The organism is Aeromonas sp. PS2Canimalfood6 (genome assembly GCF_048276795.1).
GTDB classification, from domain to species: Bacteria; Pseudomonadota; Gammaproteobacteria; order Enterobacterales; family Aeromonadaceae; genus Aeromonas; species Aeromonas caviae.
This window is the reverse complement of sequence record NZ_JBLUXC010000003.1, coordinates 66993-83733: the sequence shown is the minus strand read 5'-3', so window position 1 is coordinate 83733 and position 16741 is coordinate 66993. Positions and strand designations below refer to the sequence as shown.

The following is a 16741-nucleotide window of genomic DNA, read 5'->3' as shown; positions in this document are numbered from 1 at the left end:
TGAGTACGACAGACAGGTAAGCGCGACATGGAATTGATAGACACCCACTGCCACCTCGATTTTCCGGTCTTTGACGCCGATCGGGAGGCGCTGCTGACCCGGTGGCGCCAGCTGGGGGTGGGCGAGTATATCATCCCCGCCGTGGGAGAGGAAAACTGGGGGCGGGTGATGGCGCTGGCCGAGCGCCACGACGACATCCGTTATGGCCTGGGGATCCATCCCTGGTATGTGGGCAAGCAGCCCCGGGATGTACTGACCCGGCTGGAGACCCTGCTGGCGAGTCGGCCCCGTGGGCTGGTGGCCGTGGGGGAGTGCGGGCTGGATCTGCGCTCCCATGTGCCGCAGGAGGGGCAGGTCGAGATGTTCGAGGCGCAGGTGCGGCTGGCCATGGCGCATGCGCTGCCCCTCATCGTCCACTCGGTGCGTGCCAACGACACGGTCGCCAAGATCCTGCGGCGCTTCACTCCGCCACAAGGGGGCGTCATTCACGCCTTCAGCGGCTCCCTGCATCAGGCGGAGGTGTTCTGGCAACTGGGTTTCAGGCTGGGGATCGGGGGGGTCATCAGCTATGAGCGGGCCAACAAGACCCGGGAGGCGATACGCCAGATGCCGCTGGAGGCCTTGCTGCTGGAAACCGACGCTCCCGACATGCCGCTGCAAGGCCAGCAGGGGGAGGTGAACACGCCGGCCAGCCTGCCGACCATAGCCCGCTTGTTGGCACAATTGCGGCAGCAACCGCTGGAGGATGTTATTTCGGTGTTACATGACTCCATCCGGCGGCTGTTCCCCCCGGGAAATCATGAAATTAACATTTGATTATCAAATGATGACCGAGTGATAAAAAACAGGGCCCATAAAAATCGTTTGCGGTCTAATTAAACGATGTTCAGGCCGTTTGTGGCTTATAAAATGTGACCAGTATTCTATTTTGTCGCACCGTAATTAGTATAATGCGCACCCTTGATTAGCGGCTTCAATACACAAATCGTTAACAAGCTGGCAGGTGCTACTAAAGAGGAAGTGTTAATAATGAATCTGATAATGGGTCTGGTAGGGATGGCGACGCTCATCCTTATTGCGGTGCTGTTCTCCAGCAACCGCAAGGCAATCAAAATTCGTACCGTAGGTGGCGCCTTTGCCATCCAGGCCGGTCTGGGGGCCTTCGTGCTCTACGTGCCGGTCGGTCGTGACATCCTGGTGGGCGTGTCCGACGCCGTCTCCAGCGTCATCGGTTATGGCCAGAACGGCATCGAATTCCTGTTCGGTGGTCTGGTTGGCAACAAGATGTTCGAAGTGTTCGGTGGCGGTGGCTTCGTCTTCGCCTTCCGCGTCCTGCCCGTCATCATCTTCTTCTCTTCCCTGATCGCGGTACTCTACTACCTCGGCATCATGCAGTGGGTGATCAAGCTGCTGGGCGGCGGTCTGCAGAAGGTGCTGGGCACCTCCCGTACCGAATCCCTCTCCGCCACTGCCAACATCTTCGTCGGTCAGACCGAAGCCCCGCTGGTGGTACGTCCCTTCATCTCCAAGATGACTGACTCCGAGCTGTTCGCCGTCATGTGTGGTGGTCTGGCTTCCGTTGCCGGCTCCGTGCTGGCCGGTTACGCCTCCATGGGCGTCAAGATGGAATACCTGATCGCCGCCTCCTTCATGGCTGCCCCGGGTGGTCTGCTGTTCGCCAAGTTGCTGGTACCGGAAACCGAGACCCCGAGCTACGACGAGAACACCGCAGAAGGTGAGCTGGACGACAAGCCGGCCAACGTGATCGACGCTGCCGCCGCCGGTGCCTCCGCCGGTCTGCAACTGGCCCTGAACGTGGGTGCCATGCTGCTGGCCTTCATCGGCCTCATCGCCATGATCAACGGCATCTTCTCCGGTGTGGGCGGCTGGTTCGGTTACCCGCAACTCTCCCTGGAGCTGCTGCTGGGCTGGCTGTTCTCCCCGCTGGCCTTCCTGATCGGCGTGCCCTGGAGCGAAGCGGTCGTGGCCGGTTCCTTCATCGGTCAGAAGCTGGTGGTCAACGAGTTCGTGGCTTACCTGAACTTTGCCCCCTACCTGAAGGATGAAGTGCTGATCAACGGTGTGGCCATGTCCGAGCACACCAAGGCGATCATCTCCTTCGCCCTGTGCGGCTTCGCCAACCTGTCCTCCGTCGCCATCCTGCTGGGTGGTCTGGGCTCCATGGCACCGAACCGTCGCGGCACCATCGCCAAGTTCGGTCTGAAGGCCGTGCTGGCAGGTTCCCTGTCCAACCTGATGTCTGCGACCATCGCAGGCTTCTTCCTGGCGCTGTCCGGCATGTAACATCGCCTGACTGACAGGATAAAGACGAACGCCACAGCGATTTGCTGTGGCGTTCTCGTTTGGGGTGGTGACAACCGTTTTCCTGTCAAGACTAATAATAAAGTGAGTCAAATCGGAGGTTCTATGAATGAAGTGCTACTGGCTATGGCGGCCGGCTTTATCGTTGGGGTGTTGTTTTCTTTCCTCAAGTTGCCGATACCGGCGCCGCCCGTCCTCTCCGGCGTCATGGGGATCGTGGGGGTCTATCTGGGGGGCATTGCCTACTCCTGGATCCTGACCCGCTTCTTCTCTTAAGCGCCTTCCAGCGCTGGATTTGCCGGGTGTGAGGTACCTCTGAAATTGGCAAATCCGGCTTGCAAACACGGGGTATCTCGGCTGAAATAGGCGATGCCAGCAGGGTGCTGGCATTGACTAATGCCCGGTGAATCCGGGTGTTGGCGGTCAAATGGAATTGATTGGGAAGTCGGGTCTGCGTAGTCGGCCTTTCTCAAGTCTTCATGGAACCAAGTCCGCACTTTTGTAAGAAAGTGACAGGGCTCTTGCCTTATTTGCAGCCGTATTGCCTGTGCATTTGCGCTGCAATTCCATATCCCGTTGCTCCGGGAACGTCTCTGCCGACCCTTGGTGTTCGGTGAAGCCGATCGCGGGTGATGGGGCTTAACAAGACTTTGGAGACATAGCATGACTGATCTGAAAGTGGCCGCCCAACGTGCCCTGAACCTGATGGACCTGACCACCCTGAACGATGACGACACCGATCAGAAGGTGATCGACCTGTGCCACAAGGCCAAGTCTCCGGCCGGCCTGACCGCCGCCGTCTGCATCTACCCCCGTTTCATCCCCATCGCACGCAAGACCCTGCGTGACATCGGCGCCGCCGACGTGCGCATCGCGACCGTGACCAACTTCCCCCACGGCAACGACGACATCGAGATCGCCGTGGCCGAGACCCGCGCCGCCGTGGCCTACGGTGCCGACGAGGTGGACGTGGTCTTCCCGTACCGCGCCTTCATGGCCGGCAATGAACAGGTCGGCTTCGATCTGGTCAAAGCATGTAAGGAAGCCTGCGGCGCCAAGGTGCTGCTGAAAGTGATCATCGAGACCGGCGAGTTGAAGGAAGAGGCGCTGATCCGTCGCGCCTCCGAGATCTCCATCGACGCCGGTGCCGATTTCATCAAGACCTCCACCGGCAAGGTGCCGGTGAATGCGACCCCGGAAGCTGCCCGCATCATGATGGAAGTGATCAAGGCCAAGAACCCGAAAGTGGGCTTCAAGCCGGCCGGTGGCGTGAAAGACGCCGCCGTGGCGGGTCAGTACCTGGCCATGGCCGAAGAGATCCTGGGCAAGGACTGGGTATCCGCCCGCACCTTCCGCTTCGGCGCCTCCAGCCTGCTGGCCAGTCTGCTGGCGACCCTGGGGCATGGCGACAAGCCTGCCAATACCAGCGGTTACTAAGCGGTGGCAGGGGGCGGTGAGCCGCCCCCTTTCGGATCTGGTTCGGTCTGTGTTCGTGCGTGATGCACGGAGGGAATGAAAGATGTTTTTGCCTCAAGAAATTATTCGCAAGAAGCGCAACGGTGAAGCGCTCAGTACCCAAGAGATTCAATTCTTCGTTCAGGGCATTACCAACAACACCATCGGCGAGGGGCAGATCGCGGCCCTGGCCATGGCGGTCTACTTCAAGGACATGACCATGGATGAGCGGGTCGCCCTGACCTGCGCCATGCGCGACTCCGGCATGGTATTGACCTGGGACCACCTCAACCTGGGCGGCCCCATCGTCGACAAGCACTCCACCGGCGGCGTGGGTGACGTGGTCTCCCTGATGCTGGGCCCGATGGTCGCTGCGTGCGGCGGTTTCGTGCCCATGATCTCCGGCCGTGGTCTCGGTCACACCGGCGGTACCCTGGACAAGCTGGACGCCATTCCCGGCTACCAGACCTCGGTCGACAACGACCGCTTCCTGAAAGTGGTGAAAGAGGCGGGTGTCGCCATCATCGGCCAGACCGGCGATCTCGCCCCGGCGGACAAGCGTATCTATGCGGTACGGGATATTACCGCCACCGTCGAGTCCATTGCCATGATCACCGGCTCCATCCTCTCCAAGAAGCTTGCCTCCGGGCTCGAAGCCCTGGTGATGGACGTGAAGGTGGGCTCCGGCGCCTTCATGCCGACCTTTGAAGCCTCCGAGGAACTGGCCAGGAGCATCGTCGCCGTGGCCAACGGTGCCGGCTGCCGCACCTCTGCACTCCTGACCGACATGAACCAGGTGCTGGCCTCCAGCGCCGGCAACGCAGTGGAAGTGCGCGAAGCGGTGCGCTACCTGACCGGTGAGTATCGCAACCCGCGCATCCACGAAGTGACCATGGCCCTGTGCGCCGAGATGCTGATCTCCGCCGGTCTTGCCAGCGATGACGGCGATGCCCGCACCAAGCTGCAGGCGGTGCTGGACAACGGCAAGGCAGCCGAGATCTTCGGGCGCATGGTGACCGGCCTCGGTGGTCCCGCCGACTTCATGGAGCGCTACGACGCCTACCTGCCCAAAGCCGCCATCGTGCGCCCTGTCTACGCGGCCCACAGCGGATTCGTCACCGCCATGGACACCCGTGAACTGGGTCTGGCGGTGGTCGCCATGGGGGGCGGTCGCCGCGCCGCCGCCGACAAACTCGATTATGCGGTCGGTCTGACCGACTTTATCCGCCTGGGTCAGAGCGTCGATGCTGACAAGCCGCTCGCCCTGATCCACGCTCAGACAGAAGCTCAATTTGCCGAGGCTGCCCGCATGGTGCAGGCTGCCGTGAAGATCGGCGACACCCGACCAGAGGCGCTGCCCGAGGTTTACCGTCGCATCGGTCTGGCTGATTTGTAACAAGGGGAAGTCCCATGAAACGTACCTTTATTCTGATGATGGACTCTTTCGGTATTGGTGCTGCCGCCGATGCCGACAAGTTCGGCGACGTGGGTGCCAATACCCTTGGCCATATCGCCAAGGCGTGCGCCGCCGGTGAGATCGAGGGCCGTGGCGCTCTCAACCTGCCAAACCTCAGCAAGCTGGGTCTGGGCCACGCGGGCGAACTCGCCAGCGGCACCTTCCCGGCCGGACTGAACAAGGATGTCGAGGTGATCGGTGCCTACGGCTTTGCCCAGGAGCTCTCCTCCGGCAAGGACACCCCGTCCGGTCACTGGGAGATTGCCGGCGTGCCCGTCTTGTTCGAGTGGGGTTATTTCCACGACCATCACAACAGCTTCCCGCAGGAGCTGCTGGATGCCATCGTCGAGAAGGCCGGTCTGCCCGGGTATCTGGGCAACTGCCACGCCTCCGGCACCCAGGTGCTGGACGATCTGGGCGAAGAGCACATGCGCACCGGCAAGCCGATCCTCTACACCTCTGCCGACTCCGTGTTCCAGATCGCCTGCCACGAAGAGACCTATGGCCTCGAGAAGCTCTATGAGCTGTGCCACATCGTGCGCGAGCTGCTGGAGCCCTACAACATCGGCCGCGTCATCGCGCGTCCGTTCGTGGGCAGCGGCAAGGGCAACTTCAAGCGCACCGGCAACCGCCACGACTACTCCGTGCTGCCGCCGGCGCCGACCGTGCTGGACTACATGAAGGAAGCGGGTGGCCAGGTGGTCTCCATCGGAAAGATCGCCGACATCTATGCCCAGCAGGGCATCACCAAGCAGGTGAAGGGGACCGGTCTGACCGAGCTGTGGGACAGGACTCTGGAAGAGGTGAAAGCGGCCGGTGACCAGACCATCGTCTTCACCAACTTCGTGGACTTCGACTCCTCCTACGGTCACCGCCGTGATGTCAAGGGCTACGCCGATGCGCTGGAGTACTTCGACTCCCGCTTGCCGGAGCTGTTCGACCTGCTGCAGGATGGCGACGTGGTGGTGCTGACCGCCGACCACGGCTGTGACCCGACCTGGAGCGGTACCGACCACACCCGCGAATACATTCCGGTACTGTTCTACGGCAAGCCGGTCAAGGCGGGCTCCGTCGGTCGTCGCGAGACCTTCGCCGACATCGGCCAGAGCATCGCGGCCTACCACGGCCTGCCCAAGCTGCAATACGGTACCAGCTTCCTGTGATGGTGACCCCGGGCCGGTTCGCCTGCCCGGGGTGCCACAGGGCCCCGGTTTCCTGTAATGTACCGCCGCCGCGCAGGCAGCGGACAATCCATAAAGACAATAAAACTCAACCTAGTGTGAAGGAATAAAGAGAATGGCAACTCCTCATATCAATGCGAAAGATGGCGCCTTTGCTGATACCGTGCTGATGCCGGGCGACCCCCTGCGTGCCAAGTACATCGCCGAAACCTTCCTGGAGAACGTCGAGCAGGTGTGCGACGTGCGCAACATGTTCGGTTTCACCGGCACCTACAAGGGTCGTCGCATCTCCGTCATGGGTCACGGCATGGGCATCCCGTCCTGCTCCATCTACGCAAAAGAGCTGATCACCGACTACGGCGTGAAGACCCTGATCCGCGTGGGCTCCTGCGGTGCCGTGCGTGAAGACGTGAAACTGCGTGACGTGGTGATCGGCATGGGTGCCTGCACCGACTCCAAAGTGAACCGTCTGCGCTTCAAGGACCACGACTTCGCCGCCATCGCCGACTTCGACCTGGTGGCCAATGCCGTTCAGGCCGCCAAGAACAAGGGCGTGGCCGTGCGCGTGGGCAACATCTTCTCCGCCGATCTGTTCTACACCCCGGACCCCTCCATGTTCGACGTCATGGAAAAATACGGCATCCTGGGTGTCGAGATGGAAGCCGCCGGTATCTATGGCGTGGCCGCCGAGTACGGTGCCAAGGCGCTGACCATCTGCACCGTCTCCGACCATATCCGTACTGGTGAGCAGACCACCTCCGAAGAGCGTCAGCTGACCTTCAACGACATGATCGAAATCGCGCTGGACTCAGTCCTGCTGGGTGACAACTGATCCCCCTCGCGCATAAAAAAACGGCGGCCCTCGGGCCGCCGTTTTGCATTTTTGCGAAGCACGGTCAGAGATCGAGGGCGAAGCGCCCCTTGCCCGACTGCTTGGCCCGGTACATGGCGGCATCGGCCCGGTGCAGCAGATCGTCGATGTGACAATACTGGCCCGAGTGGCAGAGGGCGCCTCCTATGCTGCCGGCAAGGGGCAGCCGGTGACCGGCCACGTCCCCAGGAACCGCCATGGCCGCCAGCAGCCGCTCGCACAGGGCGGGCAGCTCCAGTTCCGGCTGGCGCAGGGCGGGCAGTATGATGGTGAACTCGTCGCCGGCCAGGCGCGCCACCATGTCCCCCGGGCGCACCTCGGCACTCAGCACCTGGGCGAAGCGTTGCAACAGGGCATCGCCGACGTGGTGTCCCAGCCTGTCGTTGATCCCCTTGAAGCCGTCGAGATCGAGGAACAGCAGGCCCAGGGGTTCGGCATTCTGGCGCACCCGCTCCAGCTCCCGGGAAAGGCGCAGGGTGAAGGCGCGCCGGTTGGGCAGGCCGGTGAGGGGGTCGTGAGCCGCCTCGTGTTCCAGCTGGCTTTGCAGCGCCTTGAACTCGGTGATGTCGCTGCCGAGGATGTAGACCCCGGGCTCGTCGCCCCGGCTCGGGATCATGGTGATCCTGAGGTCACGCTGACCTATGGGCAGATCGAAGCGGCGCTCGAAACTCACCTGTTCACCGGCGAGGGCCTTTGCCACATAGGCCATGGCCCTGCCGTGGGCCTCCTCGCCGATGACGTCCCGCACGCTCATTTCCCGCATCTGTTCGGTATCGAGCCCGAAGTAGCGGCAATAGGCCTGGTTGGCGAAGAGGTAACGCCCCTCGGGCGACACCATGCTGATGGTGACCGGCAGGCCATCGGTGATGGCCCGCAGTCGGGCACGGCCACGCTCGATCTCCGCGAGCACCTGGCGGCGGGCCGTGATGTCGTGCAAAAACAGGGCGATGCGCACCTTGCCGTCGAACTGGTAACGCTCGGCGATCACCTCGACCGGGATGTGCCGGCCTGCGCGGGTGATGATGTCGCACTCCAGCCGCCGTGGCGGACTCTGCGGGTTGCCTGACAGGCTCAGCAGGGGATGCTCGGCGCCGAGCAGCCCGAAGAGGGGACGGCCCAGCATCTCGTCGGCGTGCCAGCCGAGCAGGGTGGTGGAGGCCGGGTTCCAGCCTGTGATGATGAAATCGGCATCGAGCTCGAGGAAGGCATTGCTGGTGTGCTCCAGCATGTGCTGCAAGCGGCGCTGCTCCTGCCACAGCTGCTGCTGCATGGCGCCGCGCTCGCGCATCTCCTGATGCAGTTGTTCCACCGTGCGGGAAAGCTCCCTGGTCCGTGACTGCACCTGCTGCTCGAGCCCTTGCTGCAGCCGCACGAGTTCGGCTTCGGCCTGTTTGCGCTCGGTGAGGTCGGCAAACACGGCGATCATGTGGGGGGCCATGGTGCGGCTCTGGCAGAGGGTCACGCTGAGCTGGACCCAGCACAGGGTGCCATCGGCCCGGATCATCCGCTTCTCCAGCCGGTAATCCTGCCGTTGCCCCGCGATCAGGGCATCGAACAGGGGCTGCTCCCGTTGCAGATCTTCGGGATGGGTCATGGCGAGCCAGGTCCGGCTCAGCATCTCATGCTCGCTGTAACCGAGCAGCCGCTCCAGCCCCGGGTTGGCCCGCAGCCACTTGCCTTCGAGGGAGGAGAGGGCCATGCCCACCGACGACTGGTTGAAGGTGAGGGTGAAGAGATGCTCCTTGTCTTCCAGAACCTGATTGAGGGTGCGCACCTGGTGGCGCCGCTCCAGATCGTGCAGGGTGTTCTCCACCAGGCGGCCGAAGTCGTCGAGATCCCGGCAGGCATCTTCGTCGAGATGGCGCGGCACATGGTCCACCAGGCAGAGGGTGCCGAGCACCACGCCATCGAGGGCGCGCAGGGGTCGGCCGGCGTAGAAGACCACACCGGGATCATCGGTCACCAGCGGATTGTCGGCAAAGCGGAGATCCCGTCTGGCATCCGGTACCTGCATGATGTCGGGGCGCAAAATGGCATGACCGCAGAAGGAGTGCTCCCGGTTGATCTCGCACATATCGACCCCGGTGCGGGCGAGAAACCACTGCCTGTTCACGTCGGTCAGGGAGACCATGGCGATGGGGAGTGCGAAATGCCGGGTGATGAGCCGGGTGAGGCGATCAAGCTGATCGATGGGCTCGTGGTCGAGCAGGCCGAGGATGCGCAGTCGTTCCAGTCGACTGTGTTCATCCAGCGGCAAGGGGGGGCAATCATGTGGCTCTCCTGCCAGTGATCTTGCCAGTGTTATATACAAGCCGGAGGATGTGATCCACTCCCGCTTATTGCGGAGCGGCGGGTTTGCTCTGTTTCTTGTGCTTGCGCACCCGCATGTAGTTGCGACGCACCCCGTAGGAGATGAGCAGGCCGGCCAGCAGCATCACCAGCAGCATCAGGCGCTGTTTCTCCTGGTTGACCTTGAGATGGGTATCTTGTGCGGCCAGCAGTTTCTGCTCTTCCAGGGTGATCCTCAGATAGCCCAGGGTCAGGTTTCCGTCCTGGATCTCCTGGACGAACTGGATGCGCCCCTTGCCCTGCTCCGGCAGGGATTTGTTGTCGCTGCCGATGGGCAGCAGACTGTCCAGCGGCAGGGCGTTGTCCGACTGGGCGAGGGGAATGCCGCGGGCGTCATAGAGGGTGACATCCAGAATGTCAGGCTCGGCGGCCAGATCCTGCGCCAGTCTCTCCAGTTCGCTCTCCTTGTCCTCCTTGATCCAGCGGCGCATGTCCCGGGCGGCATAGGCGACCAGCGCCTGTGCCCTGTCCCGTGCCGCCGCGTGCAGGGCGGCCTGGCTCTCTCCCTGCATGTGGATGAGCAGCACCAGCACCCAGAGACCGAGCAGGACTCCCGCCGCCAGGCTGACAACACGTTTGATGGGAAGATGACGCACAGAACCGGGCCTCTGGTAATGGATGAGCGGGGCTGGCTGGTGCCCCGGTGCCGCGAAGCGGGAAACAGGGTGGTCTGTTTCCATGTCTGCCCGCACCGCAGGCGGGATCTTGGCGCTTGCCTGTACAAAAAGCAATACGCTACTCTGGGCCCGCATGATGAACCCCATGATTTCCAAGGAAGGCGTCTCTCTTATGTTGTTGTCCCAACTTCCCCGCTCCCTGCACGACTGGTCCGGGGCCCTGAGCTGTGCCCCCTGCTGGCAGCTCACCAACGAAGCCCTGCTGCCCGCGGCCAACGCCCACGACAGCGCCTGGATTGTCCTGTTTGGCAAGGGGCTGGAGGCCGGTCATCTGGCCCGCCTGGCCCAGCAGCTGGATGCCCTGGGGCTTGAGTCAAGTCTCTATCCCGCAGGGGAGCAGGCCGGTATTCCGCTGCTGCTGCTTGGCACCAACCGCTTTTCCCCCGAGCTGGTGCAGGCGCTCAAAGCCCAGGAGTGGGACATCGACCTGTGTCATCTGGCCGCCCTGCCTACCCTGAGTGAGCCCGGTCTGCTGGTGATGGACATGGATTCCACCGCGATCAGGATAGAGTGCATCGACGAAATCGCGCGGCTGGCCGGGGTCGGTGAGCAGGTGGCGGCCGTTACCGCGGCGGCCATGCAGGGCAAGCTGGAGTTTGCCGACAGTCTGCGTGCCCGGGTGGCGCTGCTGGAAGGGGCGCCGGTCACCATCCTCGACGAGGTGGCGGCCGACATGCCCTGGATGCCGGGCCTGCCACTCATGGTCGATGCCCTCAAGCAGGCTGGCTGGAAGGTGGCGATCGCCTCCGGTGGCTTCACCCGCTTTGCCGGCGAGTTGCAGCGTGCTCTGGGTCTGGATGCCATTTTCGCCAACGAGCTGGCGGTGGAAGGGGGCCTGCTGACCGGCAAGGTGAGCGGTCCCATCGTCGATGCCGCCGCCAAGGCCGAAGCACTGCAACAGCTGGCCTCGGAGTACGGGGTGGTTGCATCCCAGACGGTCGCGGTCGGCGATGGGGCCAACGATCTCAAGATGATGGGGGTGGCGGGGCTTGGCATTGCCATTCATGCCAAACCCCTGGTTCGTGCCCAGGCGGCGGCGACCCTCAATCACCACGATCTGGAAGGGGTGCTCTGCCTGCTCGGCGCCCTGGCTTGTCGCGACCGACGCTGGTGCTGATCCCGCTCAAGGAGGAGCCGATCACGAAATGGAACTGTTACAGCAATCCCTGTTTGTCCCCTGCGGTGAGCATCGACTCCATGTGCGCCATATCCAGCCCGGTGTCGCGGTACATGCCGACCCCATCCTGATGGTGCACGGGGCCATCGAGAACGGCCGCATCTTCTACACCGAATCGGGCAAGGGGCTTGCCTGCTTTCTGGCTCGCCACGGGTATCAGGTCTATGTGGCGGATCTGCGTGGTCGGGGTCTGAGCACACCGACCATCGCCGAGCGGGCCGGCCACGGCCAGCATGAGCTGATCACCGAGGATCTGCCCGCCCTGCAGCGCTGGGTATCGGCCCGCCATGCCGGTGCCCGGGTGCACTGGATGGCCCACTCCTGGGGCGGCGTCATCATGGCCTCGACCCTGGTGCGCTTTCCCGAGCTGGCGGAGCAGGTTGCCAGCCTGGTGTTCTTCGGCACCAAGCGGGGGGTCTCGGTGCAGAACCCGGAGCGCTGGTTGAAGGTGGATCTGATTTGGAACAGGCTCGCCCCCTGGCTGGCGCGCCGCCAGGGGTTTCTGGCCGCCCGCCGGTTGAAGATAGGGGCCGATGATGAGCCCCTGCGCTACCTGCAGGAGACCATCCCCTGGGTCAAGTGCGGGCCCTGGTTGGACCCCTTTGACGGTTTCGCCTATGACGAGGCGGCGAGCCGGGTCAACTGGCCCCCGCTCTGGATGATCTCCGCCAAGGCGGACAAGGTACTTGGCCACCCCGTCGACGTGCGCCGCTTCAGCGACGAGATGGGCTCGGCCGCCCGCCACACCCGCCTTGGGCGGGACAACGGCAACCGCCTCGATTACGACCACATCAACATGCTGACGGCCCCCCAGGCACAGGAGGATCACTTCCCCGACATCCTCGCCTGGCTGCGCAACCCCCAAGCTGCCTGATAGACAAAAAACGGGCACTTGCGTGCCCGTTTTTTGTTGTCTCCCGGCCCTGCTGGCTAGCGGGGCCCGGATGGTATGCCAAGGCGGAACAGGGTCGCCTCGGTGGTATCGGTCAGTTCACCCACGCCCACGACACTCCAGAGCTCCTCTTCCAGCTTCTTGGCCTTGTGAATGGCGAACTTGGCGATGTAGTCCAGTTCACCCGCGATGAAGCTGGTGTCCGGGCGGCCGGTGCGCGAAATACCCACCAGTACCGAATAGAACTCTCCCTGTTGCCGGGCCAGCTCGATGAAGCGGCGCTTTTGATCCGGTGAGCTGAAGCTGCTGGCCAGGTGGCTGCGAAACAGGGGTGTTCCCCCCTGGGAGTGGAGGGCGGCGATGTAGACCTCCTCCTCTTCCGGCTTGTCTTCCCGCTCGATGGCGCGCAGGGGATTGAGCAGCAGGGCCTTGAGCAGTGCCCCCTGGAACAGGGGATACAGGTTCAACTGCTGATCCTGCTCGGCACAGATGCGCAGCAGACGGGAAAGGCTGCGTGGTTGTGGCGAGAGGCCGGCCGCGGCCAGTTTCGGGGCGGCCTTGAGCTTGTTCACATAGACGGGGGTGTTGAACAGGTGGTGGGTGTAGAGGTTGCGCAGCGCCCTGGCCATGCCGCGATAGCGATTGAACTCCCGGGTGGTTTTGAGCTTGTTCTGGTTGCTTTCGATCAGCAGGCTGAAGAACTGGTGGCCGGTATGGCGCTCGGCCGTCCCCTCGATGCACAGATGCAGCACGGTTCTGCTCAGGTTGAGGCTGACCAGCCGATAGGGCAGGCGTTGCAGGTCCATGTTCCTGGCGAGTTCCTGCAAGCGGGGCAGAGCCACCGTGATGATGTCTCCCTTCTCCCCGTCGAACGGCTCCTCCAGCTCGATTTGCATGCCGTGGGCCGAGATGTCTCGGGTCCAGCCGACCCAGGATCGCTCCTTGTGATGCAAGACGATGGCCGTCTTGTGCATGTAGCGCGCCTCCTTGCGCAGTTGCACATAGTGCAGCGTCTCTATCTCGAAGGGGGCGGCATGGATGTCATGGCCAAAGCGCTGCAAGGCGTTGGCGTTGAGCGGCTCCTGACCCGTCTCTCGCTGGAACTCGTCGCGCTGGTTGTCCAGGTTTATCTCCTGCAGCATGCCCACGTATCCGAGCTGGGCCAGGCGCTCGCGCAGCAGCCTGTCCTGCAACTGGCTCGCCCCGCCCTGGGGGTTGTCGAGGTCGGCCTCCCGCAGGGTGCTGGCTTCCATGCTGAACTTGTATACCCGCCAGCTGGGGCGGCGGGCGCCGATCTGGAAGAAGAGCGCGGTCAGTCCGCTCTGTTCCAGCTCCTCCCGGGTCGCGGAGAAGAAGTAGAGGTGGCTGCGTACCGCATGGGTAAAGCTGTAGATCAGCGTCTCGCGCAGCCCCTCTTTGCCCGGGAGCAACGAGGGCATGCGGGCAGCGGTGAAGAGGCTGGCGAGCATGTCGCGGTTCTTGGCGTCGCGCCAGTATTCGAGAATGTGCTGGTTGTTCTCGGTGCGCAGGGCGATCTCGAGGGCGGGGATGCTGCCCTTGCCGAAATAGAGGGGCATGCCGGTCATGCGCGGCAGATAGAACTGCTCATACCCCTTGATGACGGCGGCGGAGAGCAGGTAGTCGACGCTGACGCGATAGCGGCTGCGGTTGCGCTCGATGAAGTCGCGCAGGAACTCGTCGAACACCGGATGCTCGCCGTTCTTGAGCAGCCTGAGCCAGAATTTGTCCTCTTTTCTCTCCTCCCCCAGGATCTGGTAGCTGACGGGGTCACGCAGCAGGGGATGGGGATGATCGCGTTCCAGTCCGGTGAAGAAGACGGCTATCAGGTCGCCTGTCTGGTAGTCGGGCAGATAGGGCACGGATACCCGGATGCCGCCGAGGGAGATGTCGGAGCTCTTGGCGAGGATCTTCTCGCCGTTGGCGAGCTGGAGCACCATGGGAGAGCTGAAGTGCATGCGCTCTTCCTGTCGCCCGTAATGGCTGGCGAAGGGGATGGCACTGACATCGAACGGACGAAACGGGCTGATGGGCAGTGCCAGATTGTCGCTGCGCCCCTGGTTGAGTTTGTACCAGGCTTGCAGCGCCTCGTAGACCCCCAGGGTGTAGCTGTCCCGGTAGAGGTAGCACTGGGATTGAAACAGCTCGATGGCCTCGGCGGGCATGAAGTGGGTCACCCCGTCGAACTCATGCACCTGACAGAGGGTGCCCAGCTCGTTGCGCATGTCGATGACGCGCCGACAGGGGGTGCACTTGCGTTTGAGTTCCATCTTCAGCAGGAACCGGCTGTTGGTATTTTCGTTCTGGGTCAGACGGTTGAAGATTTCGTCGAAGTCCTTTTCCCGGAGCAGGGGGACAAGTTGTTCTATCAGATGTAGTGGTTGTTCTGAATCCATGTATTCCTGCCGCGGAAAGTCACTTTTCCGATTCTGGGTTTGATCTGCCGGTCGCAAACAAGTATATCAAGCAGGAATTCATCCTGTCCCCGAGTTATCCATGGCCAAAAACAAAACCGCCTATGTTTGTTCCGAATGTGGAGCCGACTTCACCCGCTGGCAAGGCCAGTGCAGCGAGTGCAAGGAGTGGAACACCATCACCGAGGTGCGACTGGGGGTGACGACACCCGGCAAGAGCGCTCGTTATACCGGTTATGCGGGCGCCGTCGGCAGCCAGGTGCAGACCCTGGCGGAGATCGCCACCACGGAGATCCCCCGTTTCAGCTCGGGCTTCAAGGAGCTGGACCGCGTACTCGGTGGCGGCGTGGTCCCCGGTTCGGCCATTCTCATCGGCGGCAACCCCGGGGCCGGCAAGTCGACCCTGTTGCTGCAGACCATGTGCGGCCTGGCGCAGCGCATGAAGACCCTCTATGTGACCGGTGAGGAGTCACTGCAACAGGTGGCGATGCGGGCTGGTCGGCTGGGTCTGCCCACGGACAAGCTGCGCATGTTGTCCGAGACCAGTGTCGAGCAGATCTGCCTCATCGCCCAGCAGGAGCAACCTCAGATCATGGTCATCGACTCCATCCAGGTGATGCACGTGGCGGATGTGCAGTCCGCGCCGGGGTCCGTCTCCCAGGTGCGGGAGTCGGCGGCGCTGCTGACACGCTATGCCAAGCAGAATCATGTGGCCATCTTCATGGTGGGCCACGTCACCAAGGACGGCACCCTGGCGGGTCCCAAGGTGCTGGAGCACTGCATCGACTGCTCCGTGCTGCTGGATGGCGGGCACGACTCGCGTTTTCGCACCCTGCGCTCCCACAAGAACCGCTTCGGTGCGGTCAACGAACTGGGGGTCTTCGCCATGACCGGGCAGGGAATGAAGGAGGTGAGCAACCCTTCCGCGATTTTCCTCAGCCGCGGGGAGGAGCAGGCTCCGGGCTCCATCGTCATGGTGATCTGGGAAGGCACGCGCCCCCTGCTGGTGGAGTTGCAGGCGCTGGTGGATTACTCCCAGCTCTCCAATCCGCGCCGGGTGGCGGTGGGGATGGACCACAACCGTCTCGCCATGCTGCTGGCGGTGCTGCATCGTCACGGCGGGTTGCAGATGGCGGATCAGGATGTGTTCATCAACGTGGTGGGTGGCGTCAAAGTCGAGGAGACCAGCGCGGATCTGGCGCTGCTGCTGGCCATGGTGTCGAGCTTCCGGGATCAGGCCCTGCCCAAGGATCTGGTGGTCTTTGGCGAGGTGGGGCTCTCTGGTGAGATACGGCCCGTGCCCTCGGGTCAGGAGCGACTGCAGGAGGCGGCCAAGCACGGTTTCCGCCGAGCCATCGTCCCGCATGCCAATGCGCCCAAACATCCCATCGAGGGGATGGAGGTGGTGCCGGTGAAGAAACTCTCCGATGCCCTCGAGGCCCTGTAATCGACCATGAAAAAGGAGCGTATGGACGCTCCTTTGTTTTTCTGCCCGCCCGCTCAGGATTCGGGGGGGACGTGGTCTCGGTGCTCTTGCAGCAACTGCTCCAGCTCGCGATGGAGCAGTTGTTCCTCTCCGATGTTCAGCTCGATCATCCGCTTGAGGTGAGTGGCGCTGTCGATGTCGATGTGGTGGCAGTAAAACCCCAGCTTCTTGCTGGCTTCGTGGGTCAGCTCGACCTGCATCTTGATCTCGATGTCGCTGCCCCCGAGCACGAAGCAGATTTCGTACTCCTTGTCCTCGCTGGCGACCCAATCCTCGGGTCTGAGCAGCAGGGCTCCCTGCAGGGAGACATCGACCAGCTGGGTGCGCCACTGGTGTTCACCCTGGGTGAGCTTGGCGGCGGTCAAATAGAAAATCCGAGTAAAGTGGCGGCGCTCGGCCATGGTCGTCTCCGGTCTGCGTGCGAGCAAGATGCTCATCCTTCA

Annotated in this window: 14 protein-coding genes; 10 read left to right on the top strand and 4 right to left on the bottom strand. The window is 62.7% G+C overall.

All coding sequences use genetic code 11. The annotated features are described in order from the left end of the window. Window positions 1-27 precede the first annotated feature (27 nt). From ACNPAA_RS02325 to deoD, 7 genes are all read left to right on the top strand, one after another. The gene (locus ACNPAA_RS02325; protein WP_417891545.1) at window positions 28-816 is read left to right on the top strand and encodes a TatD family hydrolase; all 789 of its coding nucleotides are present in this window, start codon (window positions 28-30) and stop codon (window positions 814-816) included. A 213-nt stretch (window positions 817-1029) separates the two neighbouring features. Continuing rightward, window positions 1030-2304 carry a NupC/NupG family nucleoside CNT transporter gene (locus tag ACNPAA_RS02320; RefSeq protein WP_010673026.1) on the top strand — a complete coding sequence of 425 codons (1275 nt, stop codon included), beginning with the start codon at window positions 1030-1032 and terminating at the stop codon, window positions 2302-2304. 123 nt (window positions 2305-2427) lie between these two features. After that, window positions 2428-2598 carry a XapX domain-containing protein gene (locus ACNPAA_RS02315; protein WP_010673027.1) on the top strand — a complete coding sequence of 57 codons (171 nt, stop codon included), beginning with the start codon at window positions 2428-2430 and terminating at the stop codon, window positions 2596-2598. Between the two features lie 387 nt (window positions 2599-2985). Further along, window positions 2986-3759 (top strand): deoxyribose-phosphate aldolase, encoded by a 774-nt coding sequence (gene deoC, locus ACNPAA_RS02310; protein WP_039039946.1) that lies wholly within the window; start codon window positions 2986-2988, stop codon window positions 3757-3759. A gap of 82 nt (window positions 3760-3841) precedes the next feature. Next, complete coding sequence (deoA, locus tag ACNPAA_RS02305) at window positions 3842-5173, top strand: thymidine phosphorylase (protein ID WP_039039947.1); 1332 nt, start codon at window positions 3842-3844, stop codon at window positions 5171-5173. Between the two features lie 14 nt (window positions 5174-5187). Further along, window positions 5188-6396, top strand: coding sequence for a phosphopentomutase (locus ACNPAA_RS02300; protein WP_039039948.1), 1209 nt, complete (start codon window positions 5188-5190; stop codon window positions 6394-6396). 133 nt (window positions 6397-6529) lie between these two features. Continuing rightward, window positions 6530-7246, top strand: a complete 717-nt coding sequence (gene deoD, locus ACNPAA_RS02295) for a purine-nucleoside phosphorylase (protein ID WP_005341325.1) — start codon at window positions 6530-6532, stop codon at window positions 7244-7246. Between the two features lie 64 nt (window positions 7247-7310). Here the strand turns inward: deoD and ACNPAA_RS02290 are convergent, their stop codons facing one another. Both ACNPAA_RS02290 and ACNPAA_RS02285 read right to left on the bottom strand, forming a co-directional pair. Then, a complete protein-coding gene (locus ACNPAA_RS02290) occupies window positions 7311-9536 on the bottom strand; it encodes a PAS domain S-box protein (protein ID WP_417891578.1) in 2226 nt (741 codons plus the stop codon). Between the two features lie 85 nt (window positions 9537-9621). Next, complete coding sequence (locus tag ACNPAA_RS02285; protein WP_010673032.1) at window positions 9622-10230, bottom strand: AhpA/YtjB family protein; 609 nt, start codon at window positions 10228-10230, stop codon at window positions 9622-9624. Window positions 10231-10423: 193 nt separating this feature from the next. Between ACNPAA_RS02285 and serB the strand changes: the two genes are divergently transcribed. Continuing rightward, the gene (gene serB / locus ACNPAA_RS02280; RefSeq protein ID WP_202043095.1) at window positions 10424-11428 is read left to right on the top strand and encodes a phosphoserine phosphatase SerB; all 1005 of its coding nucleotides are present in this window, start codon (window positions 10424-10426) and stop codon (window positions 11426-11428) included. Window positions 11429-11456: 28 nt separating this feature from the next. Continuing rightward, a complete protein-coding gene (locus ACNPAA_RS02275) occupies window positions 11457-12362 on the top strand; it encodes an alpha/beta fold hydrolase (RefSeq protein WP_042864464.1) in 906 nt (301 codons plus the stop codon). Between the two features lie 56 nt (window positions 12363-12418). On the opposite strand, the gene ACNPAA_RS02270 is transcribed toward ACNPAA_RS02275, so the two are convergent. Continuing rightward, window positions 12419-14794, bottom strand: coding sequence for a PilZ domain-containing protein (locus ACNPAA_RS02270; protein WP_319858190.1), 2376 nt, complete (start codon window positions 14792-14794; stop codon window positions 12419-12421). 100 nt (window positions 14795-14894) lie between these two features. On the opposite strand from ACNPAA_RS02270, the gene radA reads away from it, so the two are divergent. Further along, entirely contained in the window at window positions 14895-16259 is a 1365-nt protein-coding gene (gene radA / locus ACNPAA_RS02265) for a DNA repair protein RadA (RefSeq protein WP_010673036.1), read from the top strand. A gap of 53 nt (window positions 16260-16312) precedes the next feature. Here radA and ACNPAA_RS02260 read toward each other — a convergent pair whose 3' ends face one another. Then, window positions 16313-16699, bottom strand: coding sequence for a PilZ domain-containing protein (locus tag ACNPAA_RS02260; RefSeq protein ID WP_029313755.1), 387 nt, complete (start codon window positions 16697-16699; stop codon window positions 16313-16315). Window positions 16700-16741 lie beyond the last annotated feature (42 nt).